This window comes from Mesorhizobium sp. B2-4-14 (assembly GCF_006442155.1).
GTDB lineage: Bacteria > Pseudomonadota > Alphaproteobacteria > Rhizobiales > Rhizobiaceae > Mesorhizobium.
In genome coordinates this window covers 98,193-123,441 of the sequence record NZ_VFVA01000001.1, presented here as the reverse complement: position 1 = coordinate 123,441, position 25,249 = coordinate 98,193, and the positions used below count along the sequence as shown (strand labels likewise).

Genomic DNA, 25,249 nt, shown 5'->3' with positions numbered 1-25,249 from the left:
GCCGACGGCAATGCTGCACAGCCGGCTCGAGCGTGGGTGCGTGCCCAGGACCGGTTTGACGAGCGGAAGAGCTCGCGAGGCTCGTTACTTCGATGCCTGACCGGAGACAGGAACCAACCTTACCGGCACCGATTTGGCCGCGGGCACATGCGCCTTCTCCGCCCGATGCCACAAGGGAATCAAAGGATTGAGCTCCGGGTAGTAGCCTGCGCAATTTCCGGGAGGGATCGCGTAAGGTGTGACCCTCAGGCCTCGGACACGTCGCTCGACCCCATCCTCGGCTGCCGATTGCAGATCGATCTCGTCCCCGTCGGAAACCCCAAGCCGTTGCATATCGCGTTTGTTCATCAGCAGAACCATGCGCGTTCCATTGATGCCGCGCAATCTGTCGCGATAACCATAAATCGTGGTGTTGAACTGATCGTTTGAACGGATCGTAATGAGCGTCAGCACATCAGACTGAGAGACGTCGATGTCCGGATCGGTCTCCAACATGGTCGGCGCCTTGAAGTTGGCTTTCTTGTTGGGCGTCTGCCATACCCGCTTCGACGCCTTGATGTCGCGGTGGAACCCTCCCGGCGCCAAAAAACGTTTGTTGAAGTCCTTGAAGTGGTCCGGGTAGCAACGCTCGATCTCGTTCCTGATAAGGCTGTAGTCGCCGACCCATTCGTCCCACGGGACAGCGCTTTTGCCGCCCACCGTAGCCTTGGCGAGTTCGGCGACGATCCTTGGCTCGGAAAGCAGATCGGGACCCGCCGGCGGCCGGTAGCCGAACGAACCGTGAATGCAGGCCGTCGAGTCCTCCATCGAGACATGTTGCTCGCCGCCCGCCTGGCTGTCCCGCTCGATCCGTGACAAGCACGGAAGCAGATAGGTGACCGTGCCGGGGATGAGATGGCTGCGGTTGAGCTTCGTTGCGATCTGTACGTGCAGTCGCAGACGCCGCCACGCCTCCTCGATGAGACCCGTCTCCGGAACCGCGCGCACGAAATTACCGCCGAGGCCGATGAAGGCCTTCACGGATCCGTCGATGACGCCTTCGCACGTCTCCACCGTATCGCGGCCCTTTTCTCGGGGTGGCTCGAATTGGTAGAACGCGGCGAACTTATCGAGCGGCACCAACTCGGGTTTTTCGGAAATGCCCACCGTGCGCTGGCCCTGCACATTGGAATGACCACGTAGCGGCGAAACGCCGGCGCCCGGTTTGCCGACATTGCCGCGCATCAGCAACAGATTGCACAGCATGTGGACGTTTTCGGTGCCGTGCCGATGCTGTGTCAGGCCCATGCCGTAATTGCCGATCACCGCGGAAGCCTCGCTGTAGATCCTGGCGACACGTTCCAGATCCGCGCGCGCGATGCCCGAACGTGCAACGATCTTGTCCCATGGCGTGCGCCGCAGATAGGCTTCGAATTCTTCGAAGCCGGACGTGTGTTCCGCGATGAAGCCCGTATCGAGAACGCGCCGGCCGCCGTTTTGCACGGCGGCATCATCCAGCGCGAGAAGGGATTTCGCGATTCCGGTCATGGCCGCGATATCGCCACCGCCGCGCACCTGGAAGAACTCGCTCGACATCTTGGTACCCGGTCCGGGCGACAGCATTTCGACAGGGTTTTGCGGGTTCTTGAATCGCTCGAGACCGCGCTCGGGGAGGGGATTGAAGGTAATCACGGGAATACCGCGCTGACGCGCCTCTTCGATCGGATGCAGCAGTCGCGGCGCGGTGACCCCGGTGTTGTGCCCGAAGAAGAACATGAGGTCACAATGTGCGAAATCTTCCAGCTGCACGGTGCCGACGGGCGAGCCGATGGACTCCGGCAGTCCCACGGACGTCGACTCGTGACACATGTTCGAGGAATCCGGCAGGTTGCTCGAACCGTAAATGCGGGCGAAGAGCTGATACATGAACGACGCTTCGAGCGACGCCCGCCCGGAGGTGTAGAAGACGACGGATCGCGGATCGAGCTTTCTCAATTCCTTGCCGATTTGACGGAAAGCCGCGTCCCATGACACTGGCTCGTATTTGTCGGTAGCCTCGTTGTAGCGCATTGGCTCGACCAGCCGGCCCTGCTTTTCGAGGTCATGATCGGGCCAGTCGAGCAGCTCATTCACCCGGTGAGCGGCGAAGAATTCCGGCCCGCAGCGACGTTTGGTCTGGTCCCAGAGCGTGGCCTTGGCGCCGTTCTCGCAGAACTCGAAAGGCCGTGGCTCCGCTGGCTTGGCCCAGGAGCAGGACACACACATGTAACCGTCGGACTTGTTCTGCCGCATCAGCGTGCTCCAGATGCCCGACACGAGAAGACCTTCGCCGTGTGCCTTGCGTATGAGCGACTTCAGCGATCCCCAACCGCCGGTTGGGTGATTATATCGTTTGATTTTGACGTGGTCGGTGACGGATGGTTTCATGTGGGTGCTCGGCTGTTTGATGACGAACATCAACCTGCCTTGGTCAGCTAGGTTCCCGCGTCCGGACCTCCGTTGCCGCGCCAACAGTTCACGGATTGGTGAAGTGCTTAGGAAACCAAGCCGGCATTCCTCCACATTGCGCCCCGTTCGGGAGGATGCCTGCAGCCAATTCCTTGCCACCGCGGCGTGATAAGCACGTTTGTGAGAAACGAGGCGTCCTGCCCAAACCACGCGACCGGAACTTATTTTCGGGCCCGTCGTTGCAGCTGGCATCACCGAGCAGTGTTTCCTCAGGCTGACTGACGATGTCTTCTATCCGCTATCTCCAGATGGCCTCCGAAGTCCTGTCGAAGCGGATGCGTTTCGAGAGACCCCGTCACGCGGGTAGTGATCGAGAGTGACACATCACCATCGCGGAACGGCGGTGTCGGACATGGGCAAACTGCGCTGCGCAGGGGGGATAGGGGCGTTGGCAGTCCTGCTTTCAGGGTGCAGCCAGTGGCAGTCGGCATTGCATCCTCAAGGCGGCGGCGCGCGAGCCATCCTCGGGCTGATCTGGCTTTTTACGGCCGTCTCCGTGGTGGTGTGGGTCCTTGTCGTGATGGCTCTGACGATGGCTGTCCTTCACCGTCGGCGGGGTCGGCAAACAGGAGAGCCGCTTGCGACCGATCGGAGACGTGAGCAGAACTTTTTCCGTGTCGTTGCCACAGCCGTTGCAGTAACCATTGCTGTCCTCATCGGACTGACCTTCGCCAGCTTCCTGACCGGAAAATCCAACGCCGCTCTCAACGGAGAGGCGCTCACCATCCATCTCACCGGTCATCAATGGTGGTGGGAGGCGCGGTATCACCTCGATGGTCAATCCGACATTGTCACCGCCAACGAAATCCATCTGCCCGTGGACCTGCCGATCCGGGTCGAACTCGACTCCGCCGATGTCATCCACAGCTTCTGGGTCCCGAGCCTCGCGGGGAAACGCGATCTCATCCCGGGCCGGCCGGGCGCGATCACGCTGCTGGTGGAAAAGGCGGGGACTTACCGTGGCCAATGCGCGGAATTCTGCGGCTATCAGCATGCGCATATGGCAATGACGGTCGTGGCCGAAGGCCGCTCTGCCTTCGACGCCTGGGTTGCGCGGCAGCGGCTCGATGCCGTGCCGCCGAAGGAAGAGGAAGCCCGTCGCGGGCAGGCAGCTTTCCTCGGAACCGGATGTGCGCTCTGTCACAGGATCCGTGGCACACCGGCGGTCGGCGTCGTCGGGCCGGATTTGACGCATCTTGCAAGCCGCGGCTCTCTTGCCGCCGACACCTTGCCGCTGACCCGAGGCGCCCTCGCGGCGTGGATCGCCGACCCGCAGTCGATCAAGCCCGGCGCCAAAATGCCGAGCATCGATCTCAGTGCCAATGACCTCAATGCGGTGGTCGCCTATCTGGAGGGGCTGCAATGAGCGCAGCCGAGGTCGAGCTCAACGCGGAGGAGCTCAAGGGCATACGCGACACGGGCCTCGACGACGCCACGCTTCATGCATCTCTGTCCGAGACCTGGAAGACACCCGATGGCCTCTACGGTTGGCTGGCGACCGTAGACCACAAGCGCATCGCCCAACGCTACGTCGTCACGGCCTTCCTGTTCCTTATCCTGGCCGGGATTTCCGCGCTCGTGATGCGCTTGCAGCTTGCTTCGCCCGAAGCGGGCCGCGTCGGCCCGGATCTCTACAATCAGCTTTTCACCATGCATGGCACGACGATGATGTTTCTCTTCGCCGTGCCGATGATGGAAGGCTTCGCCATCTACCTGGTGCCGTTGATGATCGGCTCGCGCAACGTCGCGTTTCCGCGCCTCAATGCCTTCAGCTATTGGGTCTATGTGTCGGGCGGATTGATGATCTGGGTGGCGTTTGCCTTCAACACCGGTGCCGATGCTGGGTGGTTTTCCTACGTACCGTTGGCGGGTCCCGAATACGGCACCGGCAAGCGCCCGGATTTCTGGGCACAGATGGTCACCTACACGGAGGTTTCGGCCCTTGCCGTCGCCGTGGAGGTCATTGCCACCGTCTTCAAGCAAAGAGCGCCGGGCATGACGCTGGACCGCATGCCGATCTATGTCTGGTCGGCTTTGGTGATGGCATTCATCATTCTCTTTGCGATGCCGGCGGTGATGGTGTCGAGCACGATGCTCATTCTCGACCGGCTCGTCGGGACGCAGTTCTTCAACCCGGCAAGCGGAGGCGACGTGCTTTTGTGGCAGCACCTCTTCTGGTTCTTCGGCCATCCGGAAGTCTACATCATCTTTATCCCGGCGACGGGCTTCGTTTCGGCTATCCTGTCTGCCTTCGTCCGCAGGCCGGTATTCGGCTACCTGGGCATCGTGCTGTCGCTGATAGGCATCGGGCTGCTGTCTTTCGGCCTGTGGGTGCATCACATGTTCGCCACCGGCCTGCCGCAGCTTGGCGAAAGCTTCTTCACCGCTTCCTCCATGATGATTGCCATCCCGAGCGGGATCCAGATCTTCTGCTGGATCGCCACGATTTGGGGCGGGCGGCCGATCCTGGCAACGCCGCTCCTGTTCGTGCTCGGCTTTATCGTGACCTTCGTCATCGGCGGCTTGACCGGCGTCATGGTCGCGTCGGTGCCGCTCGATCTGCAGGTGCATGACACCTATTTCGTCGTCGCCCATTTGCACTACGTGCTGGTGGGCGGGGCGGTGTTTCCGCTGCTCGGCGCGGTCTACTATTGGTTTCCCAAGATCACCGGGCGCATGCTTGGCGAACAGCTCGGGAAATGGAACTTCTGGCTGGTCTTCATTGGCTTCAATGCCACTTTTTTTCCCATGCACATTCTTGGCCTGCAAGGAATGCCGCGACGGGTCTACACCTATCCGCTCGAAAGCGGCTGGGGAGGCACGAACCTCTTCGTCAGCCTGTGCAGCCTCGTCCTGGCTGCCGGGTTCGGAGTTCTCTTCCTCAACGTCGTCCTTAGTCTCAGGCGCGGGCGCCTCGCCGGGGACAACCCCTGGGGCGCGAGCACGCTGGAATGGGCAACCGCCTCGCCGCCGCCGTCGTACAATTTCCCGCGCATTCCGGTGGTCGACCATCGCGAGCCGCTCTGGAAGGATGCCGAAGTACTTCCTGTCGCGGAGGGGCTGCGCATCGACGCACGCGAGGTGATAGCCGGCACCGTCGCCGATGCGGTGCCGCAAATCCGCCAACCCTCGGCCGACAATTCCATCTGGCCGTTTCTCGCCGCCATTGCGGTCGGCGTGGCTTTTCTGGCCTCGATCTATACGCCTTGGGCCGTGGTTTGGGGCTCCTTGCCGGTGGCGGTGACCTTCATCGGCTGGTTCTGGCCCAAGGCTATTCCGGAGGACGAGGAATGAAGCACCGCACCGTTGCCGATATCAGCCGGCTGCCGACCTATGATTTCGGCGCGAGCACTCCCATGTGGTGGGGAACGCTGGCCTTCATCGCGCTCGAGGCGACCGGTTTTGCCCTCGCGATCGGCGCCTATCTCTATTTGGCGTCGGTCAGTCCGCAGTGGCCGATCGCCGCGCCGCCACCGGACCTGTTCCCGGGCACGGCCATACTGGTCGTTCTCCTCATCAGCGTCGTTCCCAATCACATGGTCGAGCAATTGGCAAAGAGGCAGGATCTGGCGAAGGTGCGCGTCGGCATGATCGTGATGTCAGCCGTTGGTTTCTTGCCTTTGCTGCTGCGCATCTGGGAGTTCGCGGCACTAGAGATCCGCTGGGACCAGAACGCCTACGGCTCGATAATCTGGTTCATCATCGGATTGCATACGACCCACCTGCTTACGGATGTCGGCGATACGGTCGTGCTTGCGGTCCTCATGTTTACGGACAAGGGCAACACGGGCCGACGTTTCAGCGATGTGGCCGACAATGCCTTCTACTGGGATTTCGTGGTCGCTTCCTGGGTCGTGCTCTATTTCATAATCTACTGGTTCCCGAGGATGTGAGATGCAGGCCATCAGGCACCGGCAGCGTTTCTCGCGCCACCACACTGCGTTGCGTGGTCTGGCCGGGCTTCTGCTGTTTGCCGGAGGCCTCGTTTTTCTGCTGCGCGTGCGTCCACGCGAAGCCATTCCATCGAGCGCCTTGGACGTTGCCTCGTTGCCGCGAGACAAAATCGTGACATGGAGCGCCGCCTTTCTCGTGGGTGCCGTTTTCGTGACCGGTGCCTATCTCGCGCAGGCATGGCGCGCGGAGTTCCTGAGCGAGGCGCAGATCAATCAGCAGACCGGCGGCGAGGCTGCCCGGGCCATCCCCTCTATGATCCGCAACGGTTGCGGCGGATGCCATGAAATTCCCGGCGTGCCCGGAGCCAGAGGGACGGTCGGCCCGTCGCTGGCCGGCGTCTCCCGGCGGTTCTATATCGGCGGCACGGCGCGAACCTCCTCCGATGTGATGATACGCTGGATCAGCCGTGCACGGGACGTGGACCCGAAAACGGCCATGCCCAACACCAACCTGTCGCCGCAGGAGGCACGCGACATCGCCGCCTATCTCTATGCACGAACGTAACCTGAAAGGAGCCGTCCCAGGTAGCGTCGGACAAGCAGCCACACACAAAGCAAAAGGAGCGCGGCGCAGGCGGCGACGAGCGCCTCCACGCAGATCAGCATCAGTGTTTCCGGGGTTTGCGCGCCCGCCCGCATCTGGCGCACATCGGACGCCGCGACGTTGACCTCGGGATTGCCGAAATGGGCGAAAACATAGTTGGCAAGGCTTGCGACCTGGCCATCGTCGAGCCAATCGGCGAACGCGGCCATGGAAGGGCGGCCCGCGACGCCTCCGGCCTGGACGCCATAGAGGATCGTCATCACCACGTTTTGCGATGTCGGCGCCCCCGTCGTCGTGTTGTGGACGAGCGAGGGGAAGCCGCCGTCGGCTGACCCACGCCCATCGGGTCCATGGCAATCGGCGCAGAGCGAGGCATAGAGTCCGGCTCCGTCGGAGGTGATGTTGCCGTGCGGCACGTTTTGGCCGTCCGGCCCGGCACTGGCGGCGATGCCTTGCCGCGAGGACCGCGGCTGCTTCTCCTCGCCGGCTTGGGCCGGTACGCTGCGCAGATAGGCGACGATTGCACGGATGTCGCCGTCAGGTAGATGGCTCAGGCTGTTGGTCACCGTTTCGGCCATCGGCCCACCGGCGTAGGACTTGCCGGGCAGAGCGCCGGTCTTGAGAAAACGCCCGAGTTCGGCGTCGCTCCAGCCGCCGACGCCGGCTGTCGGGTCGGACGTGATGTTGTAGGCCTGCCAGATGCCCGCCGAGCCGCCGGCGAGGTTCTTTTGCCTGTCCATCCCCAGCGTCATGTTGCGCGGCGTATGGCATGCGCCGCAATGGCCAAGCACTTCGACGAGGTAGGCGCCCCTGTTCCATTCGTCGTCGCGGGACGGGTCCGGAGCGAACCCGCCGCCGCGCCAGTTCGCGATCTTCCAGAACTTCACGATGGCACGCTGGCTGAAAGGAAAGGGCAGGATGTTATCGGGACGGGGTTGATGCATCGGTGGCTGCGCGAAGAGATAGCCCTTGATGGCAAGAACGTCGGCGCGGCTCATCTGCGCGAAGCTGTCGTAAGGCATGGCCGGATAGAGGTCGGCGCCGTCCCGCCGCTTGCCTCCCCGTACCGCGCGGACGAACTCGTCATCCGAATAGAGTCCGATGCCGGTGTCGCGGTCGGGCGTGATATTCGTCGAATAGACCTCCCCGAACGGCGTCGGCACCCGGTAGCCGCCAGCCAGCGGCCGGCTTGGTTCCGAGGTGTGGCAGCCGATGCAATCGGCGGCGCGCGCAAGATATTCGCCCCGATCGATCTCGGAGGCCCAAAGCGGCGGGACGCCTGCCAGCAGCAGCACCAAGAGGAAAGCCATGGACTTCGCAAGGAACAATGCCGTCCGGATGCACCAATCCTGCGGCGCAAAATGGGGTCGACCCAACTTGATATGCAGCATGGTCGAAAACCTGAAGCAGATGGCTCCGGCCTAACCACGGGCGGCGAGCTATGTTCCTGAGCCTCGGCCAGCATGCAATGGCCACGAACGAGACAGCGGTGCCGCGGCATCGGCAGCAACGGCCTTACGACCGCAAGTGAACCGAAATCCGGTCGACCTCGTCACGGTGGCGCCCGCTGCCGTGCAGGCGGTTCGTTCTCGGCTGAGGAACAGAAGCTTCATGCCAATGGAACGGGTTGCGACGCCTCACGTTGCTGTTGCGAAGAGGAGATCACGATGAGACAAGCGGTCATGGCTGTTGTCGCGATGGTTTTGCTCGCAGCGTGCAGCAACAGCGATCCGGTGCAATCCAAGAGCGATCCCAACACCCAGCCAGTCGATCAAAACCCCAAGGTCGACAAGGACCCGACGCCTCAGACCTCCACTGGAGGGGATCAGCAGGGAACCCAGCCGGCTCAGGGGACCTTGCCGGCGAAGCCTGCTTCTCCCTAGATTCACGAAGAGGTCCGATCAGCTAGCGGACCGCTCATGCTCGTCGTTGCGCCCGTCGACCGAGCGTTTTCGCTCGATTTCCTCCGGCTCTTTCTTGTCGATTTGGGTGAGATCGTTGCGCGCGTTACCGGTCGCGCGGATCAACTCGTCCAGCTTGGCCTGCAAGGCTTGGGTATCGCGGTGCTCCGCCCGCTGGATGAGAAGCGTCATGGCCCAGGTCACGAGGGTGGCGACGCCATGCCAGTCGAGTGTTTCATGCTCGAAGACAATCCACGCGACGGTGTAGCCGATAAGGATCAGAAAAGCCCAGGGCTTCGCCGTCAGCGTGCCGGTTGTGGTCAGAATTTCTCGGACGGGGTGAACAGCCATCATCACGAACGTGGTCGGCGATTTTGAGTTCCAGGCTGCGTGCGGAATGGAACACCCGTCCTTTGTGCAAGTTGTCCGGTCGAGGAGACCAGATATGAGTGCAACCGTAGAGTTCTTTCGAAGCTGGCTACAGGAGAATGTCGGTAAACTGCCTGCCGACACGCAGGTCAGTATTGCGGTGCTGGCGCAACAGTTCGAACAAGATGCCGATGCCGCCGGATACGGACGCGAAATCCGTGAGGAGGAAATCGGTCATATCGAAGACGCCATCCAGCGCGCGCTCGATCAGGCGAGCGAGAATGATCCTGAAGAGGCAAGGATTCCACCTGAAGAGAGCCCCCTGGCGCCGGTCATCGAAGCCTTGGAGACCTCCGAAGGGGCGGGCGCTCCGGGCTCGACCGCAGACGAGAAGAGTGCGGAACATAATGGTAAGCAACCGGCGAGCTGAGGCCCGCAGATCGGTCTGCCATCTGCGCGTCGCAGGCGAGTTCGCGAGGCAATCTTTGGCCCGTACGGAACTTTCCGCCTTAGCCCGTTTTTTAGCTTCATCAACTTGTCGAGGGGCGAAAGATGACGCCGAAACTCGACCGGCATTGTGCGTGGCCGAGGGAGGATGGCGTTCGGCAGTGAGGCAGTGGAGTTTGAAGCTTTTTAAGAATTGCGTTGAGCGGCTTTTTTGCCGCGCCTGCCTGGTGATGACCGCAGTGGCCCTGGCTGCTTGTACGTCCTCCGACCCCGTCCAACAGCAATCCAGGACGGTCGCATCAGCCGCGCAGACGGCAGCCCTGGTAACCGACGCCTGGATGGCAGGAGCCGCCCCTGCACGCTATACAGCGGCCACATTGCAATCGCTTGCCGAAACCGTCACCGAGGCCGATCGGCAGTTGCGGTCGGACGCCTCGCCCGAACCCGGAAGGAGAAGTGAAGTTTCGGCGGCGATGACACGGCTGTCAACGGCGATGAAAGATGCCGAAGCCGCCGTGAAGACCGGCAGCCGGCCGCAGGCTGACAAGGCGCGGCAGGATCTTAACGGCGCGATGGCGGATCTGACTGTCGCCGCTGCCAGATACGATCAGCCGAAGTCATGAAAAAGCTGCTCGAGATTTCGCTTGGGGTCGTTACCAGTGTTGGCGGCTTTCTGGAGATCGGCTCGATGGCGACGGCCGCTCAGGCCGGCGCATTGTTCGGATTCCAGCTGATCTGGTCGGTCGTTCTTGGCACCGTCTGCATCATCTTCCTGGTCGAGATGGCCGGCCGCTTCGCTGCCGTGAGCCGCCACACGATAGCGGACGGCATCCGCGAGCGGTTCGGCTTCAATGCCTTCCTGTGGCCGCTCCTGACCACGGTGCTGGTCAATTTCATGGTGCTGTCGGCGGAGATCGGCGGCGTTGCCATTGCCGGCGAACTTGCCACGGGCATCAGCTTCCAATGGTGGGCGCTGCCTGTCGCTTTCGTAGCGTGGCTGTTGTTGTGGAAAGGCACGTTCGGCCTAATCGAGAAGGGCGTCTCGACGCTCGGCCTTGTCACGCTCTGTTTCGTCGTCGCGGCGGTGATGCTCAAGCCGGACTGGAAACAGGTTGCTGACGGCGCCGCGCCGAGCCTGCCCAGTCACGATACGGCAAACTACTGGTTCATGGCCGTCAGCATTCTTGGCGCCTCGATATCACCTTATCTCTTCATGTTTTACTCTTCGGGGGCGATCGAGGACCGGTGGGACAAGAGCTATCTCGGCACCAATCGCGCCATTGCCGGCCTGGGTATGAGCTTTGGCGGGACAATTTCCGTCGGCGTTCTGATCGTGGCCGCGCTCGTGCTCGGCGCGCATGGCATAAGTCAGGTGGACGACTACAATCAGCTGCCGCTGATGCTCATCCCTATCTTCGGGTTCTGGGGTTTCGTGCTGTTTGTCGCTTCACTCGGCATCGCCTGCTTCGGCGCCGTGCTCGAAATTGCGCTGCAACAGGCTTACCTGATCGCGCAGGGCTTTGGCTGGACATGGGGCGAGGACAGCAAGCCGCGTGACAATCCGGGCTTCGCCAGCGTCTATTCGGTGTCGATTTTCCTTGCCGCGATCCCGATCGCGCTTGGCCTCGATCCGCTCAGGCTGACGGTCTTTTCCATGGCGATTACCGCTGCCAGCCTGCCGCTGACCGTGGTGCCTTTTCTCTTCCTGCTGAACGACAAGCATTACGTCGGCGAGCATCGCAACGGGATCATCTCGAATATCGCGGTGATCTTCATCATCACGCTGGGCTTTGTGCTTGCTGTGGTGACCATCCCCCTGCAGATATTCGGAGGCACCTGATGAAGCTGCTGCGCGATGTGCTGGACAAACAGGTTGTCGATCGTGAGCAGGTCAAGATCGGCAAGCTGGACGGCTTGGTCGCCGAACTGAGGCCAGGCAAGCCGCCCAGGATCATTGCCATAGAAGTTGGATCGGTTACGCTGGCGCGCCGCCTTGGAAGGCTGCCAGGGCGCTGGATGGCGCGCCTTGCGGCAAAACTCGGTGGCGAACGGCACGCCCGGCCGCATCGGATCCCCTGGAGCAAGGTGCGCGACATCGGCGTCGACATCGAATTCGACATCGACGTGCGCGAGACGGTAATCTTCGACTGGCAGGATTGGTTGCGCGATCATGTCATCGGCCGAATTCCGGGAGCCTGAAGGTGGCGATCGTGAACGTCGACCATCTGGCTGGCCGGAGGGTCCTGTCCCAAAATGGCGAAAGCATAGGCCACATAGAGGAGATCGTCGCGGAATCGCAAGGCGACGACTTCGTCGTCACCGAATTCCACATCGGCATTTTCGCCGCTTTTGAACGCCTGTCCGCTTCCTCCGTAGGTACCGCCGTTCTCGACCTTTTTGGACTTCGCCGCCGCGAGGGGCTCTATCGAATTCCGTGGGACAAGTTGGATATTTCGGATCCGATGAAGCCCAAGCTCCTTTGCACGAAGGAAGAACTTGGTGGCATGAAGGCGGAGCCCGAGAGCGGGACATGAAGCTATCATGCGGGCCGACCTAACTTGGCCGAAGCGCATCGGCGCCTGCTCTGGTTTCGCTTGATCGAATCCAAAGGCCGGCCATGAGAAGCGCTGCTCCGCCATAGACAAGGCCAGCCGGAATCCACATCACCAATCCCGCGAGCTGCTGGTCTTCGATAGGGCTCAGGTTCCACAACGCCGCGCCGACAGCGTTTTGCGGATACCAGAGCTTCGGCGACAAAAGCAGCAGAACGCCAAGCAGACCGGTGTGCAGCGAGGTGACGAACAGATGCATCACGGCGTTGCCATAATTCTGCTGGCGGCCTGGACGTGGCAGCAAGGTCCACCAGAAGAGCAGGCCAGTGCCGAAGAAGCTTGCGTGCTGCGCGTAGTGCAGCACGCCCTGCTGAAGTGCTATCTCGAACAGGGCCGGGATGTGCCAGACCCATATCGCGATGCCGTGGATGACGGTCGCGTTGAGCGGACGGGCGACGAAGGCCCAGGTCATCCGCAGCAGTTTCCCATGCCCGATCGTTCCAAGATTGCGCCGAAACCCGGCGGGCAATGCCCACAGCAAGGCCGCGGCAGGACATGCTGCAACCAGCAAGGGCGCCGCCATGGCCATTAGCAGTTCATGTTCGATCATGTGCGCAGCAAAGACCCGTTGGCCAAGCGCATGGATCGGACTGACCAAAGCCGCCGTCAAGACAATCCAGCCCATGGCGAACCACAGTGCCTGCCGTGCCCGTATAGGCCTGCCGTGGCCACTGCGGCGCCACAGCCGCGTCGCGCCGGTCGCATAGGCAATGGCCACCGCCATCAGCGGCAGGGTAATCGGCAGCGCCAAGGTCCATCCCGCTGCCGGCGCGCCCGCGCCGTAGCAAATCGAACTGGAGAAGAATGCATCGAAGCTCATCGCAGGCAGCCATCGACGATGAGTGCGGCGCTGGCTTGCATGAGGATGACCAGCGCAAACAACAAAGCCGTCCCCATGCCGAGATCGGCAATGAAGCGTTCAGTGTTTTGCTTGCGCCCGGAGGCGCCGTGTAGCCGCCTTGCCCGCCATGATAGCGCACCTCCGACGAGCGAAAGCAGCGTAAGCGTCAAAGCCAAGGGCAGCACGACTGGCACTTGATGGGCGCATTGCCAAGGCACCAGAACGTAGTTCACTTGCGTCGCGATAGCCCAACTCAGCGGTCCTGACAGGAGCCGCACCAGGAAGAACCCGATAGAACCGTGCGCATCCGAACTCGGTGTCCGCTTCACCAACGTGGGAACCCGCAAAGCGACCATGCTGAAGAATTCCGGCTGTCGCGCGAGCTGCCACTTCCAGCTATGTTGCCACAGCCGCCGCGGATCTAACGACGGTGCGAAAGCAATGTTCCGACAAGGAACAAATGGCCTCGCGGGATCACGTGGACCATTCGAAACGAACCCGGCTTCGGCGGCCCAGTTGACCGGGAGCACGATGGGTCGAAAGTTGGCGGCAGGGATCCTGGAACGAGTTTACGTCCAGACAGGAACGATCCTCATTCTCCTGCATTCTTCCTAGTCTCCGTTAACATTTTTTGCCGAGGGCCGACCATTGTTACTCCAGGACCGCGCGAACCAGGCGGATAGCATTTCCATCGTCGATCTGATCCCGGCGCTGAGGGCTTTCGCGCGCACTTTTTGCCGCGCCCCCGGGGACGCCGACGATCTGGTGCAGGAGACCCTGACCAAGGGTCTTGCCAATCTGGACAAATTCGAGCCGGGAACGCGAATGAAATCCTGGCTCTTCACCATCATGCGCAACACCCACTATACCCGCGTCAGAGCGGCAGCCAGGGAGGCGCCCGGGCTGCTTGACTGCGCCTCCAGCCGCCCGATTTCCGAAGCGTCCCAGGACTGGTCGATGCAGAGCAAGGAAGTACACGGTGCCATCCAGGCGCTTCCCGCGCATCAGCGCGAAGTGCTGATGCTGATCGGGGTGCTGGGGGTCAGCTACGAGGAAACGGCAGAGATATGCGGGTGCGCGGTGGGAACCGTGAAAAGCCGCCTGAACCGCGCACGCGCGGGCGTGCTGGAAGCGCTTGGCGAGACCTCGTCGCAATCACTGGTCGAAAGGCGCAGTTATTTGTCCGAAGACCATTACGATACCGGCGCCGAACGCCACCGATAATCAGCTCAACTTGATCGTCGTCTCGCGTAGGCGCTTTTCGACCAGCGCATTCTGCAGCTCCATCGCAAGCGCGGTCAGGCGATCAGGAACTTTCTCCTGTTCGATGGCTGACAGCAGTGACGCAATCTCCTGGTCCATGCCTAGACTTGCCTGGGGGCCAAGGTTGCGCTGGCTCATGCGAGACATCGCATTCTCTTAACAAATGATATTCCTGTAAAACAGTGTGCACAGGCGGCCGGCGTTTGCAAGGCAATCCCGGCCTGCAATCCGGCCGGCCTCCGGCTCTGCACAACATTGTTCGGCAATCCGAAATTTTCCCTTCGAGCCGTCACGGTAAGGCGACGATTCAGCTCAGCGCGGTCGTCCACCGACGGTCCCTCGATCGGTTGCCATCGAGCCGGCGTTGCAGGGCATGCCGATTCCAACTGGACATCGCTGCGATTCCTCTCGAACACGGGTTGAGGCACTATGTTCCTCCGGCTCGAAGAAGAAATGCAGTTCCGTCCCAGCGGCTGAATGGCATTTCCGCGTCGACGATGATCCGCATGCCGGACGCGTTTGCGAACCGATGGATATCGTAGCGGTCAAGGGCGACCGCCCCCCGGTAGGAGTAGTTCAAAACCGCTGCCATGCCGCCGGGCCTGAGCACCCGCGCCATCTCGCTCAAGTGCCGCTGGGCAAGCCCGGCTAGCACCAGATAGGGAAAACTGTCGATAGCCAGTATGCCGTCGAAACTCTTGTCGGCGAAGTCGGTGAGGTCCAAGCCTGATGTCTGCCGCAGTTCCACATTGGCAAACGAGCATTGCCCGCCTGCGATCGCCAGCATGGTCGAGGAAATGTCGATGCCAACCAAACGGCCGACCATGGCGTGAAGGGCCCTTTCGAACCGACCAATGCCGCACCCGATATCCAGTATGTCCTTGCCGGATCCGGTAAAGCCGTGACCTTCCAGCCAGCCGACAATTTCGGCCGTCGTTGCCGCCAGGATTTCCTCGTCGCCGAGCGAGGACAATTGTACACTCGCGGCAGGCGAAATGGCGGCCGCGCCGTCAAAGCCGCTCGCCAGCCGCTGCACGGTCGCTGCCGCCATTTCACTCTCGTCAATGTCATGGCAAACCGCCGCGGCCGCTGCGCGAAGGTCTTCGAAATCATCCAGCTTACGCAAAAGCAGCGCAGCAACGGATTTAAGCCAATATCGTTCGGCACTGTCGTTTGACCGCATGGTCAAGGCGATATCCGCCAAATCCGCCGCGTCAATTCCTGTGTCCACATGAACCGCCAGCCTGGCGAGGGCGACTTCGGGGGAAACGCCGTCGATCATGCAAATCTCGAGCGTGCGCATTGCCGCTGCCGCCTCATGGACCGATCCGGGACGCGGCGCCGTCATGCCGGCGTGCTCCGCGTCCACATCCTTTGTCTGGTCCAGCGGTCGAGCGCGCCCCAGCCATATTTGTAGCTTTCCTGGCCACGCAGGAAATCGAATTCCCGCGCGCCTTCACGGAGAGCCTCGCCAATGGCGTGACCGATCAGGATCGCTCCCGGGCTCTCGCCGGCATAGGCTGGATCGAAGCCGCCGAGATAGGCATAGGCGCGGCGGCCATGATGGAACCCGTAATAGGCGCCGACAACCGAGCCGCCGATCTCGATCAGCCAGCATCGGGCCAAGCCCTCCGCCGCAAGGCGGGGGAGGGCATTCCGGTGAAATTCCCGCGTGGCGGCGTCAGCCAGCACGCCACCGCCTTGCCCATCCCAACGCGCGCCATGCAACCGGATCAGCTGGCCGAGGAATGTTTCGGGATCGGCCTCGGCGCGCCGGATGTCGACACGGTCTCTGCGGCGTGCGGCTTGGTGGGCGCGGCGCAACTGACGCCTGCGCCGGGCGGGGACGCAACCCGTCAGCGACGCATCGCCAGCTAGCGAGAGTACCGGGCATGCGGCATGGCCCGAATGGCAATTCTCCCGCACGGCCGGCAGTGTCAGGGCCAGCGCGGCCGCCTCGGTCGCGAGATCGGGCAGGATCCATTGCGACCATTCGAGCGAGAGTACAGCCTCGGCGATTGCCGCGTTGACCGCTGATTGTTGTTCCGGTGCGCTCAAAATGTCGAGATAGTCGCTGAGTGAAATGCCGATCGGCAACAATCGCGGACCGGAAGCGTGCGCTTGCTGATAGAGCGGCGCCAGGCCGGCAAGATCGTGTCCGTTCCATACGGCGATCGCCGTCAATTCACCCGGCGCGAATGTCTGCCACCATGGCAGGAGCCAGGCGGGAGACTGGAAAGGCGTCGCGGCGGGACATCGCGACCAGAGCCGCCGCCAGCTCGGTCCAAGCGCCTCCAATGCTCCCTCGTCGCGGATGATCTCGGCGTGGAGACCACTCACTGCTCGGTCTCCAGCGCCGGCTGCCGAGCGCCAAGCCGCGCCAGGCCTTCATATGCATCCATGTAAGACGAGATCATACGCTCGAGGGAGAAGCGGCGGCGCGCCTCGGTCCGGCATGTTTCGTTGTCGAGACCGGCCGAGGCCATGATGGCTCGCGCCATCTCGTCGACGTCGTCGACCAGAAAGCCGGTCTTGCCATGCTCGACGACGTCGGGCAGCGCGCCATTCGGAAAGGCAACGACCGGCGTGCCGCAAGCGAGCGCCTCCATCGCGACAAGCGAGCTTGTTTCGGCGGCGAGGCTGGGGACGACCAGGCAGCGGGCCGCATTGAGAAAACGCCGTTTGGCGAAAAAGCCGAGCGGTCCGAGGAAGCGCCTGTGCCTGTCGAGACGCGGCGCGACTTCATCGTCGAAGTATTGGATATGCGTCTGGTAGGGATAGAGCCTGCCGCCGACGGCCAGCGGCACTTCCGCCTGTTTGGCCGCTTCGAGTGCGAGGTGAATGCCTTTCTCGGGGCATATTCGACTGAGCACCAGCGCGAAATTGCGCCGCGATCGGTTTTCGCTCAAAGCATCGATGTCGACGCCGTTCGGAATCGGCGGCACCAGAATGGAGCCGGCCGGAGCTGTTTCCTGCTGCGCCGCCGATACCGCGTGGAGCCAGAGGTCCTCGCGCACCGGTCGTAGCACCGCCGGCGGGTACCATTGGAGCGGCAGGTGCAGTGTTACCAGCGTCGGGCCAGTGTCCGGCAGGTAAGCATCGAAGTCGATGCCATGCAGATGAACCACATCGACCGGCCAGCGTGCGCGGGCTTCAGCGATTGCCGCACGATGCGCATCCTGAGCCCGCCTCTTGGCTGCTTCATCGAGTACGCCCGTTTCGGCAGGCGTCTCGATCAGGGTACCGGTCGTATCTGAACCCTGGCAAGCGACGACAAGGGAACGATGGCCCATCCGCACCAGCGTCCGGTCCAGCATGGACAGCACTTGTTCCGCGCCGCCGACGGCGTCAGGCCCGACCGGGGCCAGGGGATAGGCTACATTGAGGACCGTGAGGGTCACAGCACGAAGCCCTCATGCGGCCGAGGCCCGGCGCGCCGGAACCGCGCCGGCGCTGATCCCGGGCGCATAGCGCTGGATCATAGCGGCGCAAAATTCAGCGAATTCCTCCGGCACCAAAGGCGGGCTGGTGTGGTGGGGTTGCAGGCCACGATGTTCGGGCGTGAAGCAGAACGTGACCGTAACATTGAAATCCTCAAGCGCCTGCATCTGGCGGTCGAACCAGTCGAGCGCGTTCGGCCTGAAACTGTCGGCCCAGGACAGGCCTGTACGCATATGGGTGACGCCGAGCCGTTTCATCCAGGCAACGGCATCGTCCAGCCGATGGTCTTGGTAGTGGAACCACTGGACCAATCCGATCTGCGGAGCGTAGCGAAGGAATTCCTCGAGTGCCGGCTTCGGCGTGCCGTCTTCGCGCAGCAGGCCCATGTAGAAGTGGCGGTAATAGGAAGATCCTTCCGCTTCGCGGTGGCGCGTGGTGGCTTCCCAGGCACGGGGGAGGTCGTAGAGGCTGTACCATTGGATGCGCGGCGCATTGCCGATCAGCAGTTCGGCCGTACGGCGCAAGCCCCATACCTGGACCTCTTCCGCGCCAAAGGTCGAGATACCAACTTCGCTGACCCAGACCGGGAGGTCGATGACCGCGGAAATCTCGCCGAGCTTTTGCGGCCACTCCTGGATTTGCCAAAGGTTCCAGTCCAGCGGGAAACCGTGCACGGCGACAGCGTCGAGGTGATCGAGCACGCCGAATTCCTTCATCCGGGTCATGAACCCCGCATCGATCGGCGAGATACCGCCGAGGACCTTGGTCACTGCCGGATTTTCCCGCTTTATCGCATCCGCGGCCAGGATCGCCATGGTGGCGAAGCGGCTCCAGTCGGGATCAAGCTCGGGATCCCAATGGGACTTGTTGTTGGGCTCGTTCCAGATCATGGCGGCTTCAATCATCTTGTCTCCCTTTCACCGGATAGACGGCACCGCCGCCGGCCGGCTCGCCGGCCACGCGGCAAAAATAAACCTCCGTTTCAGGATGCCGCACGATCTCGAATCCGGCGCTGCGCAGCATGGCCTCGGCGCAGGCGCGGTTCGGAATCCACCAATTTGTCGGATCGTCGGCGTAGCGGTGCTCGATGAAGTGAAGTTTCGGGAATTCCGGCTGGTCAAACAGCTCATGGCTCCAGAAATGGTAGTTCTGTTCGAGCTCGGGCAAATCGGTGCTGCCGCGCTGCATCGACTGGAAGATCAACAGATCGGCCACGACGTGCTCGCGGATCAGATCGAGCGCCAGCAGCGGATGACGCAGATGGTAGAGCACCCCCATGAACAGCACGATGTCGAAGCTTTCGCCCAGACCGCCGACGTCATAGACCGACAATTGCCGGAATTCGATCTCGCAATCCGCGACTTCGGCGGCAAAACGGGCCTGTGCCAGATAGGCCTCGTCGAAGTCGATGCCGAGCACACGGTCGGCGCCACGCCTTTTCATTTCGATCGAATAGAAGCCGGCGTTGCAGCCGATATCGAGCACGGACTTGCCCGTCAGGTCGGCAGGGATCGCGTCCGCGAACTTGCGCCATTTGATCAGCGGATAATTGCCGAGGAAATGATCGGGCGCGGTCTCGACGCCGGCCAATTCCATATTGTGGAACCACGGCCCGAGCGCATCGATGCGACGACGTATATCGGCATTGGAATGCAGCATTCTAACCTCCTTCGCCTGGAAAGGACGGTACGTGCGAGCGGCCCTGGGCCGTGAACAGGTGCGAGCCTGCGTCCGCGGGGACATCGTTGTTTTCGAGCAGGCGCAGCGCCGTGCGGTAGCCGTTGAAGGTCCCGACATCGACGTAGGCGGTGCCTGCCTTGACACCATAAGCCTCACCTCCAGAAGCCAGGTAGGCATTGATCAGCGTGCCCAGATATTCGTCGTAACGGTCCCGCTCGCGCCACAGCGCGGCAAGCTGGTGGAAGATACGGCCCGGCATCTTGAACGCGCCCCAGATCCAATTGGTCGCGGCGTCGCGCTGCTTGACCTGAATTTCCCTCACCCGGTCGCCCTCGTCGACAACCACGGCGTCGAAGAGTTCGGGACGATCAACGGGGAACAGCAGGAAGGACAGCCGGTCGTCGGCAAGCCGGCAGAAACCATCCTCGGGAAACCAGATGGTGTCAGGGAGACCGACGAGAACCGTCTCCTGTGGCGAGACCAGCGGCTCCGCGCGGAAGATCGCGTCGCAAAGACCGACCGGGGAGGGCTGGGCCACGAAGATGGCGGTCGCGTTGTCGTAGCCCGCCGCGTAATATTCCAGGATGTCCGATTTGCCCGACCCGATGACGAAGCAGATCCTGTCGACGCCATTGAGCACCATGCGCCGCACGAGATATTCGCTCACCGCGCAAGGACGTTCGGTCTGTCCGTCCAACCTGCTGCCGACCGGCAGCAACTCTTTCGAGAAGCCGAGCGGTTGAATACGGCTGCCGCGTCCGGCGGCCGGCACTATGCCCAGCATCAAACGGCTTCCTTCATCTGTTCGCGCGCCGGCGCATGCAATGCGTCGTTCAGCATCTGGTCCAGATCCGCGGCGCGCCGCACGGATGTGTGTTCGTCAAGCACACGCTCGCGGGCGCGCATGCGCAGGGTGTCAAGCTCCCGGTCCGACAGGCTCAAGGCGGCGACCACGTCGTCAGTGGTGTCGGCGAGCAGGATCTCGCTGCCGGGTTCAAAGAAACTGTCCAGGCCCGGCCATCTGTCGCTGATGATTGCGGCGCCACAGGCTGCCGCCTCGAACAGCCGGCCCGAGGGGCACCAGCCCTTTTTCGCCATCGCCTCGCGGGTGACATTCAGCGTCAGCCGCGATGAGCAGAAGAAGGCCGGATGATCGGCTGGCGGCAGGTGTCTGACAAAGAAGATGTTGTCGCTCCACGGGAATTCCTGCGGATACTGCGCGCCGCCGATGATGAAGCGGCGATCGGGGAGCCGGACCGCGGGCTGCACCAGCAGCTTCTCGACGCCGGCCTGACGGTCCGCGGCATAAGTGCCGAGATAGGACAGGTCGCCGGCAAAATCGGCTCTTGCCTGAGCCGGCCGGTGGCGTTTCGGATCGACATGGCCGTAAAGCGGAGCGACGAAACCCGCGCCGAGCACCGTCTTCAGCGCATCGAGCGCCGGCCCGCCCGTATAGCTCAGCACCAGATCGAAATCGCGCAGGCCTTCCGGACCGAAATAGGGCGGCCATTCGCCTTGCTCGATCCTTGTCAACGTGACGGGCGTGTCGAGATCATAGAACACCTTCAGTCCACGGCAGGCTTGCTGCGCAAGCCGCGAGGCTTCGACGGCGTCGGGGCAATAGGAGGTGACGATGACCACATCGGCATGCTGGATCGTGGCCTCGGCGACACGGCGGATATTGTCCCAGTCGGGATACAGGACGAGGTGACCGCCATCGAGATGGTCGAGATCCCGGGTTCCGGCATAGTAGGGCGTATCATGTTCGAAGAAGCTGACAGACCAGCCCAGCCGCGCCAGCGCCCGTATAAGCCCGCGCCATAGCGTGGCATGGCCGTTTCCCCATGAAGAGGTAACGGTGAGGCCGAAAATGACCATCCGCATTTCATAACTCCTGTCAGGCGCTTTCATTGAGGCGAATGAGTTTCGAGCCCCAGTCGCCATGCACGATCGTGGTGATCGACGCCGGCTCGATGTCGAAGCGGAAGCAGTCGCCGAGCTGGAGACCGAGCACCTTGCATACCGCTGCCTTGATGACGTCGGCGTGGCTGACAAGCGCAACGCACTGGCCCTGGGTATTTTGGCGCAGAGCGTCCATCAGGCCGACGATGCGCTGCTGGACATCCAGCATCGTTTCACCGCTCGGCGTGCGCGCCTGTTGGCGTTGATCATTCCACAGGCGCCAGCTGGCGTCCGCATTCAGCTCGTCGAAAGTCTTGCCCGACCAGACGCCGAAGTCGATTTCGTCCAACTCCTGGCAGATCGCGATGTGGTTGACGCCGCAGGCAAGCGCGATCGGTTTCGCGGTTTCCAGCGTGCGCTCGCGCGGACTGCTGCAGATGGCGGCAAGGGGTTCGCGGGCCATGCGACCGGCGAGATGCTGAGCCTGTGCCTTGCCGGCTTCGCCGAGGCGGATGCCTTCCATTCGGCCCGCCAGATAGCCGCCGACATTGTCGTGCGCCGCATGCCGGATCAGAAAAAACGTCGTTGTCATTCGGCGGCGTCGAGCATCGGCTCGTCCTTGCCGGAGATGAAGGCGAGGGTGCGCAGGCGTGCCTCGGCGTCCGTGAACTGCTCCGGCGGCGATTTCATGAAATAGCTGCAAGGCCCGGTCAGGGCGCCTGCAATGCCGCGGTCGAGCGCGAGTTTGGCGCAACGCACCGCATCGATCACCACGCCGGCGGAGTTGGGCGAGTCCCACACTTCGAGCTTGAGTTCAGCGTTCAGCGGCACGCCGCCGAAGGTCGTGCCTTCGACACGAATATAGGCCCATTTGCGGTCGGTCAGCCAAGGCACGTGGTCGCTTGGGCCGACATGGATGTTGCCCGCCTCGAGCGGAACGTCGAGTTGGCTGGCAACGGACTGGGTCTTGGAGATCTTCTTCGATTCCAGCCGCTCGCGTTCCAGCATGTTGAGGAAGTCTGTGTTGCCGCCGAAATTGAGCTGGTAGGTGCGGTCGATGCGCACCCCGCGCTCACGGAAAAGATTGGCCAGCAACCGGTGCACGATGGTCGCGCCGACCTGGCTCTTGATATCGTCCCCGACCAGGGGAAGGCCACGCTGCTCGAACCGCCGCCGCCATTCAGGACGCGAAGCAATGAAGACGGGGATGCAGTTGACGAATGCGCAGCCGGCATCCAGCGCGCATTCGGCGTAAAAACGCGTCGCCTCTTCGGAACCGACCGGCAGATACGATACCAGCACCTCGCAACCACTGTCGCGAAGCGCCCCACAGATGTCGGCGACCGGCTCCTTCGACTCCTCGATTTCGTCTCGCAGATATTTGCCGATGCCGTCGAGCGTGGGACCACGCTCGACCCGAACGCCGGTCGGCGCCACATCGGCGAAGCGGAAGGTGTTGTTGGGCGCGCTGTAAATCGCTTCGGCGACGTCGCGCCCCACCTTGGTCGTTGCGACGTCGAACGCGCAGACGACCTCGACGTCATCGACATGATAGCCGCCGAGGTCGGCATGCATCAGTCCGGGTATCGGCTCGTTGCTCTTTGCGTCGCGATAATAGGTCAGCCCTTGCACCAGGGAGGATGCGCAATTGCCGACACCGACGATGCCGATACGAACTTTCTTCGATGCCACGAAACCGACGCCTCTGTTGGTTGGAGGTAAGTTCCTCGCTGCCGAACCGGGAGCGGCCACGAATGTTCCTTCAAATCGTGAAAAATTGCGGCGCCCGGCACGGATCAAACAGGGCTAGTCGGCGTTGGCGGCGGGATAGTCCGGCAGGAACGATGATCGTCTTTGGTGACCACAAGCAGGTGCACAGCGCGTCGCGGCTCAGAGAAGCCGCCTGCGAAGCAGCGGCGGACATCGGCTCGATGCCGGCCGGCATCGAGCGGCATGCTGCCCTGGTGGGCCTGTTCATAAGCGTTTCGGAGCTGGCCCAGGGCCTTGCCGACATCGAGTTCCGGGCCTCTGGGCTCGACAGCAATTCACTGCGTCAACGGCAAGGCGCAAAAATCCTTTTCGGGCTGGCGCAGGAAGTTGCGTGGTCCTGGCAATGCGGCTTTGTCGCTAGCGGAGCGCTGAACGATGATATTCTCGTTATGCTTCGGGACCTGGATTGCCAGAGCGAAGTCGTCACCGGGGCCGCCGAAGGCTATGCCTTTTACGCGCTCTACCCCGAAACCTATCTTGTCGCCGCCCGACGTTCCGGGCTTGCCGCGAACACCTGCGTCATCGGCATTCGCAGCATCGGTCTCGGGCTCGCCGCGATGGTCGCGGCCGCCATCGGCGCCCCACCGCCAGTCAGCGTGCGGCCCATTGGGCATCCTTTCCGCCGCGGCATCGCTGCCGATCCCGAATTGATTGGCGGTTGGCGCCACGATCCGGCCGCCCGATTTGCCATCGTTGACGAGGGGCCTGGCCTTTCCGGCAGTTCGTTCCATGCGGTGATAGCGTGGCTGCTTCACCTTGGCATCGACATCGAGCGCATCCATTTGTTTCCCAGTCATTCTGGCGAGCCGGGTGCCCAGGCGTCGCCCGACATACGTGCGCTCTGGCTCCGCTGCCGCCGCCATGTTGCGGATTTCGAGCACGCTTTCGACCGTTCGACGGCGCCGTCGCTGCGAGACTGGGTCGCCGAGCTTTTGGGCAGGCCAGACATCCGGCTGCGCGAGATCTCCGGCGGAGCCTGGCGCGAGTGCCTCCGAACGCAGCCTGAGTGCTGGCCTCCGGTTTTCGGCGGTTTCGAGCGGCGCAAGTTCATGGCCTCGGAAGGCGCGAAGCGATGGCTGGTCAAGTTCGCCGGAATTGGCGAAACCGGCCGAAGCAAGCTGCAGTCCGCAAAGTCGCTCCAAGAGGCCGGCTTCGGTCCGCCGGTCGTGGGGCTCCGCCACGGTTTTCTGATCGAGCGCTGGGTCGACCCGGAAACTGCTGATGAGGCTCATATATCCAGGGACAGGCTCATCGAGCATCTGGGGCGGTACCTCGCCTGGCGCGACGCCAATTTGCAAACCACGCAAGCCGGCGCTTCATTGGCAGAACTCGCAGGCATGGCAGTCTTCAATTGCGCCCGGGCGCTGGGGGAGAGTCATGGGACGCGATTGCGCGATTGGTTCGCCAGCCGGCAGCTGCCACAAACCCAACGCAAGGTCGAGATCGATGGGCGGCTGCATCGCTGGGAATTCTTGGCGCGCGCCGATGGCACGCTCATCAAGACAGATGCTGTCGATCATTGCCGCTCGCATGACCTCGTGGGCTGCCAGGCTATAGAATGGGACGTCGCCGGAGCCTGCATCGAACATGGCCTGACCAACCTGGAGGTTTCGAAGCTCGTCAGTTGCATGGAAACCGGAACACGGTCTCTCATCGACCTTGACCTGGTTGCCTACATGGAGCCCTGCTACCTGGCTTTTCAGCTCGGCTTGTGGACCATGGCGACCCAATCCTGCAACGAGCGGGAGCGCACCCGGCTGGCCGATACCGTCCGGCGTTACCAGGCGGGGCTGCTGCGTTTCGTCGAACTGGCAAGGGCCTGAAGCCGCGAGCTCAATCCAAATTGCGCAGCATGTCGGCTTCTCGTTCCAGAATCGAGGCAACCTCCTCGCGCTGCAGATGCGTCATCATCAAGCTGATGCAACATTCGAGATAGGTGATGGAGGCCCGCCGCAAATAGGCGGCCGTTTCGCTGGCGGCGATCTGATCGATGTCTCTGGCGGATCGTTTCGGTTGCACGGGTCCTTCTCCATCCGGGC

General features: G+C 62.3%; 28 protein-coding genes. 12 read left to right on the top strand and 16 right to left on the bottom strand.

The window, feature by feature from the left end; translation table 11 throughout:
* Positions 1–84: 84 nt before the first annotated feature.
* Positions 85–2,406, bottom strand: a complete 2,322-nt coding sequence (locus FJ938_RS00610; protein WP_140690622.1) for an FdhF/YdeP family oxidoreductase — start codon at positions 2,404–2,406, stop codon at positions 85–87.
* A gap of 469 nt (positions 2,407–2,875) precedes the next feature.
* On the opposite strand from FJ938_RS00610, the gene coxB reads away from it, so the two are divergent.
* From coxB to FJ938_RS00590, 4 genes are read left to right on the top strand one after another with little or no spacing between them, the layout of a single operon-like run.
* Positions 2,876–3,853: a cytochrome c oxidase subunit II gene (gene coxB / locus FJ938_RS00605; protein WP_246673120.1), complete on the top strand. Its 978-nt coding sequence runs from the start codon at positions 2,876–2,878 to the stop codon at positions 3,851–3,853.
* Positions 3,850–5,781, top strand: coding sequence for a cytochrome c oxidase subunit I (ctaD, locus tag FJ938_RS00600; RefSeq protein WP_140690242.1), 1,932 nt, complete (start codon positions 3,850–3,852; stop codon positions 5,779–5,781). Before coxB ends, ctaD begins: the two co-directional genes overlap by 4 nt.
* Positions 5,778–6,380 carry a cytochrome c oxidase subunit 3 gene (locus FJ938_RS00595; RefSeq protein WP_140690239.1) on the top strand — a complete coding sequence of 201 codons (603 nt, stop codon included), beginning with the start codon at positions 5,778–5,780 and terminating at the stop codon, positions 6,378–6,380. The genes ctaD and FJ938_RS00595 overlap by 4 nt, the downstream gene beginning before the upstream one ends.
* A gap of 1 nt (position 6,381) precedes the next feature.
* Entirely contained in the window at positions 6,382–6,945 is a 564-nt protein-coding gene (locus FJ938_RS00590; RefSeq protein WP_140690237.1) for a c-type cytochrome, read from the top strand.
* Here the strand turns inward: FJ938_RS00590 and FJ938_RS00585 are convergent.
* Entirely contained in the window at positions 6,930–8,294 is a 1,365-nt protein-coding gene (locus FJ938_RS00585) for a cytochrome c (RefSeq protein ID WP_181168974.1), read from the bottom strand. The two genes, FJ938_RS00590 and FJ938_RS00585, sit on opposite strands and share 16 nt — an antisense overlap.
* Positions 8,295–8,651: 357 nt before the next feature.
* On the opposite strand from FJ938_RS00585, the gene FJ938_RS00580 reads away from it, so the two are divergent.
* Complete coding sequence (locus FJ938_RS00580) at positions 8,652–8,867, top strand: hypothetical protein (protein ID WP_140690234.1); 216 nt, start codon at positions 8,652–8,654, stop codon at positions 8,865–8,867.
* Between the two features lie 18 nt (positions 8,868–8,885).
* Here the strand turns inward: FJ938_RS00580 and FJ938_RS00575 are convergent, their stop codons facing one another.
* Positions 8,886–9,239: a low affinity iron permease family protein gene (locus FJ938_RS00575; protein WP_348642261.1), complete on the bottom strand. Its 354-nt coding sequence runs from the start codon at positions 9,237–9,239 to the stop codon at positions 8,886–8,888.
* Positions 9,240–9,330: 91 nt separating this feature from the next.
* Here FJ938_RS00575 and FJ938_RS00570 point away from each other — a divergent pair, with 91 nt between their 5' ends.
* The 5 genes from FJ938_RS00570 (at position 9,331) to FJ938_RS00550 (ending at position 12,235) form a co-directional block, all read left to right on the top strand.
* Positions 9,331–9,684, top strand: coding sequence for a DUF768 domain-containing protein (locus tag FJ938_RS00570; protein ID WP_140690232.1), 354 nt, complete (start codon positions 9,331–9,333; stop codon positions 9,682–9,684).
* Between the two features lie 151 nt (positions 9,685–9,835).
* Positions 9,836–10,324 (top strand): hypothetical protein, encoded by a 489-nt coding sequence (locus tag FJ938_RS00565; protein ID WP_181168973.1) that lies wholly within the window; start codon positions 9,836–9,838, stop codon positions 10,322–10,324.
* Positions 10,321–11,541, top strand: coding sequence for an Nramp family divalent metal transporter (locus tag FJ938_RS00560; RefSeq protein ID WP_140607150.1), 1,221 nt, complete (start codon positions 10,321–10,323; stop codon positions 11,539–11,541). Before FJ938_RS00565 ends, FJ938_RS00560 begins: the two co-directional genes overlap by 4 nt.
* On the top strand, positions 11,541–11,900 hold the full coding sequence (locus FJ938_RS00555) for a hypothetical protein (RefSeq protein ID WP_140607149.1): 360 nt from the start codon (positions 11,541–11,543) through the stop codon (positions 11,898–11,900). Before FJ938_RS00560 ends, FJ938_RS00555 begins: the two co-directional genes overlap by 1 nt.
* A gap of 2 nt (positions 11,901–11,902) precedes the next feature.
* Positions 11,903–12,235 (top strand): hypothetical protein, encoded by a 333-nt coding sequence (locus FJ938_RS00550; protein ID WP_140607148.1) that lies wholly within the window; start codon positions 11,903–11,905, stop codon positions 12,233–12,235.
* A gap of 19 nt (positions 12,236–12,254) precedes the next feature.
* Here the strand turns inward: FJ938_RS00550 and FJ938_RS00545 are convergent, their stop codons facing one another.
* Both FJ938_RS00545 and FJ938_RS00540 read right to left on the bottom strand, forming a co-directional pair.
* Positions 12,255–13,133, bottom strand: a complete 879-nt coding sequence (locus FJ938_RS00545) for a cytochrome c oxidase assembly protein (protein WP_140607147.1) — start codon at positions 13,131–13,133, stop codon at positions 12,255–12,257.
* Entirely contained in the window at positions 13,130–13,510 is a 381-nt protein-coding gene (locus FJ938_RS00540; RefSeq protein ID WP_246673119.1) for a hypothetical protein, read from the bottom strand. The genes FJ938_RS00545 and FJ938_RS00540 overlap by 4 nt, the downstream gene beginning before the upstream one ends.
* Positions 13,511–13,802: 292 nt before the next feature.
* On the opposite strand from FJ938_RS00540, the gene FJ938_RS00535 reads away from it, so the two are divergent.
* The gene (locus FJ938_RS00535; RefSeq protein WP_140607145.1) at positions 13,803–14,378 is read left to right on the top strand and encodes a sigma-70 family RNA polymerase sigma factor; all 576 of its coding nucleotides are present in this window, start codon (positions 13,803–13,805) and stop codon (positions 14,376–14,378) included.
* On the opposite strand, the gene FJ938_RS00530 is transcribed toward FJ938_RS00535, so the two are convergent.
* The 10 genes from FJ938_RS00530 to FJ938_RS00485 form a co-directional block, all read right to left on the bottom strand.
* A complete protein-coding gene (locus FJ938_RS00530; protein WP_140607144.1) occupies positions 14,379–14,564 on the bottom strand; it encodes a hypothetical protein in 186 nt (61 codons plus the stop codon). It lies immediately after the preceding gene.
* A 280-nt stretch (positions 14,565–14,844) separates the two neighbouring features.
* A complete protein-coding gene (locus FJ938_RS00525; protein ID WP_140607143.1) occupies positions 14,845–15,765 on the bottom strand; it encodes a class I SAM-dependent methyltransferase in 921 nt (306 codons plus the stop codon).
* Positions 15,762–16,757: a GNAT family N-acetyltransferase gene (locus tag FJ938_RS00520; RefSeq protein ID WP_140607142.1), complete on the bottom strand. Its 996-nt coding sequence runs from the start codon at positions 16,755–16,757 to the stop codon at positions 15,762–15,764. Before FJ938_RS00520 ends, FJ938_RS00525 begins: the two co-directional genes overlap by 4 nt.
* Positions 16,754–17,818 carry a glycosyltransferase gene (locus FJ938_RS00515; RefSeq protein WP_140607141.1) on the bottom strand — a complete coding sequence of 355 codons (1,065 nt, stop codon included), beginning with the start codon at positions 17,816–17,818 and terminating at the stop codon, positions 16,754–16,756. Before FJ938_RS00515 ends, FJ938_RS00520 begins: the two co-directional genes overlap by 4 nt.
* A gap of 12 nt (positions 17,819–17,830) precedes the next feature.
* Positions 17,831–18,763: a beta-xylosidase gene (locus tag FJ938_RS00510; protein WP_140607140.1), complete on the bottom strand. Its 933-nt coding sequence runs from the start codon at positions 18,761–18,763 to the stop codon at positions 17,831–17,833.
* On the bottom strand, positions 18,756–19,517 hold the full coding sequence (locus FJ938_RS00505; protein WP_140607139.1) for a TIGR04290 family methyltransferase: 762 nt from the start codon (positions 19,515–19,517) through the stop codon (positions 18,756–18,758). Before FJ938_RS00505 ends, FJ938_RS00510 begins: the two co-directional genes overlap by 8 nt.
* Position 19,518: 1 nt before the next feature.
* Positions 19,519–20,322 (bottom strand): sugar phosphate nucleotidyltransferase, encoded by an 804-nt coding sequence (locus FJ938_RS00500; protein ID WP_140607138.1) that lies wholly within the window; start codon positions 20,320–20,322, stop codon positions 19,519–19,521.
* Positions 20,322–21,422, bottom strand: a complete 1,101-nt coding sequence (locus FJ938_RS00495; RefSeq protein ID WP_140690229.1) for a glycosyltransferase — start codon at positions 21,420–21,422, stop codon at positions 20,322–20,324. The genes FJ938_RS00500 and FJ938_RS00495 overlap by 1 nt, the downstream gene beginning before the upstream one ends.
* Before the next feature lie 13 nt (positions 21,423–21,435).
* Positions 21,436–22,032 (bottom strand): histidine phosphatase family protein, encoded by a 597-nt coding sequence (locus FJ938_RS00490; RefSeq protein ID WP_140607136.1) that lies wholly within the window; start codon positions 22,030–22,032, stop codon positions 21,436–21,438.
* The gene (locus FJ938_RS00485; protein ID WP_140607135.1) at positions 22,029–23,132 is read right to left on the bottom strand and encodes an inositol-3-phosphate synthase; all 1,104 of its coding nucleotides are present in this window, start codon (positions 23,130–23,132) and stop codon (positions 22,029–22,031) included. Before FJ938_RS00485 ends, FJ938_RS00490 begins: the two co-directional genes overlap by 4 nt.
* Positions 23,133–23,371: 239 nt before the next feature.
* Between FJ938_RS00485 and FJ938_RS00480 the strand changes: the two genes are divergently transcribed.
* Complete coding sequence (locus FJ938_RS00480) at positions 23,372–25,033, top strand: hypothetical protein (protein ID WP_246673118.1); 1,662 nt, start codon at positions 23,372–23,374, stop codon at positions 25,031–25,033.
* Between the two features lie 10 nt (positions 25,034–25,043).
* On the opposite strand, the gene FJ938_RS00475 is transcribed toward FJ938_RS00480, so the two are convergent.
* On the bottom strand, positions 25,044–25,229 hold the full coding sequence (locus FJ938_RS00475; RefSeq protein WP_140690226.1) for a hypothetical protein: 186 nt from the start codon (positions 25,227–25,229) through the stop codon (positions 25,044–25,046).
* Between the last annotated feature and the right edge of the window lie 20 nt (positions 25,230–25,249).

Excerpts from the sequence above, each read along its gene's own strand:
- FJ938_RS00555 (WP_140607149.1), top strand. The coding sequence starts at position 11,541 with ATGAAGCTGCTGCGCGATGTGCTGGACAAACAGGTTGTCGATCGTGAG.
- FJ938_RS00570 (WP_140690232.1), top strand. The coding sequence starts at position 9,331 with ATGAGTGCAACCGTAGAGTTCTTTCGAAGCTGGCTACAGGAGAATGTC.
- FJ938_RS00495 (WP_140690229.1), bottom strand. The coding sequence starts at position 21,422 with ATGCGGATGGTCATTTTCGGCCTCACCGTTACCTCTTCATGGGGAAAC.
- FJ938_RS00525 (WP_140607143.1), bottom strand. The coding sequence starts at position 15,765 with ATGACGGCGCCGCGTCCCGGATCGGTCCATGAGGCGGCAGCGGCAATG.
- FJ938_RS00590 (WP_140690237.1), top strand. The coding sequence starts at position 6,382 with ATGCAGGCCATCAGGCACCGGCAGCGTTTCTCGCGCCACCACACTGCG.
- FJ938_RS00575 (WP_348642261.1), bottom strand. The coding sequence starts at position 9,239 with ATGATGGCTGTTCACCCCGTCCGAGAAATTCTGACCACAACCGGCACG.
- FJ938_RS00480 (WP_246673118.1), top strand. The coding sequence starts at position 23,372 with ATGCCGGCCGGCATCGAGCGGCATGCTGCCCTGGTGGGCCTGTTCATA.
- FJ938_RS00610 (WP_140690622.1), bottom strand. The coding sequence starts at position 2,406 with ATGAAACCATCCGTCACCGACCACGTCAAAATCAAACGATATAATCAC.
- FJ938_RS00530 (WP_140607144.1), bottom strand. The coding sequence starts at position 14,564 with ATGTCTCGCATGAGCCAGCGCAACCTTGGCCCCCAGGCAAGTCTAGGC.
- FJ938_RS00545 (WP_140607147.1), bottom strand. The coding sequence starts at position 13,133 with ATGAGCTTCGATGCATTCTTCTCCAGTTCGATTTGCTACGGCGCGGGC.
- FJ938_RS00505 (WP_140607139.1), bottom strand. The coding sequence starts at position 19,517 with ATGCTGCATTCCAATGCCGATATACGTCGTCGCATCGATGCGCTCGGG.
- FJ938_RS00500 (WP_140607138.1), bottom strand. The coding sequence starts at position 20,322 with ATGCTGGGCATAGTGCCGGCCGCCGGACGCGGCAGCCGTATTCAACCG.
- FJ938_RS00585 (WP_181168974.1), bottom strand. The coding sequence starts at position 8,294 with ATGGCTTTCCTCTTGGTGCTGCTGCTGGCAGGCGTCCCGCCGCTTTGG.
- FJ938_RS00560 (WP_140607150.1), top strand. The coding sequence starts at position 10,321 with ATGAAAAAGCTGCTCGAGATTTCGCTTGGGGTCGTTACCAGTGTTGGC.
- FJ938_RS00490 (WP_140607136.1), bottom strand. The coding sequence starts at position 22,032 with ATGACAACGACGTTTTTTCTGATCCGGCATGCGGCGCACGACAATGTC.
- FJ938_RS00510 (WP_140607140.1), bottom strand. The coding sequence starts at position 18,763 with ATGATTGAAGCCGCCATGATCTGGAACGAGCCCAACAACAAGTCCCAT.
- FJ938_RS00595 (WP_140690239.1), top strand. The coding sequence starts at position 5,778 with ATGAAGCACCGCACCGTTGCCGATATCAGCCGGCTGCCGACCTATGAT.
- ctaD (WP_140690242.1), top strand. The coding sequence starts at position 3,850 with ATGAGCGCAGCCGAGGTCGAGCTCAACGCGGAGGAGCTCAAGGGCATA.
- FJ938_RS00580 (WP_140690234.1), top strand. The coding sequence starts at position 8,652 with ATGAGACAAGCGGTCATGGCTGTTGTCGCGATGGTTTTGCTCGCAGCG.
- FJ938_RS00540 (WP_246673119.1), bottom strand. The coding sequence starts at position 13,510 with ATGGTCGCTTTGCGGGTTCCCACGTTGGTGAAGCGGACACCGAGTTCG.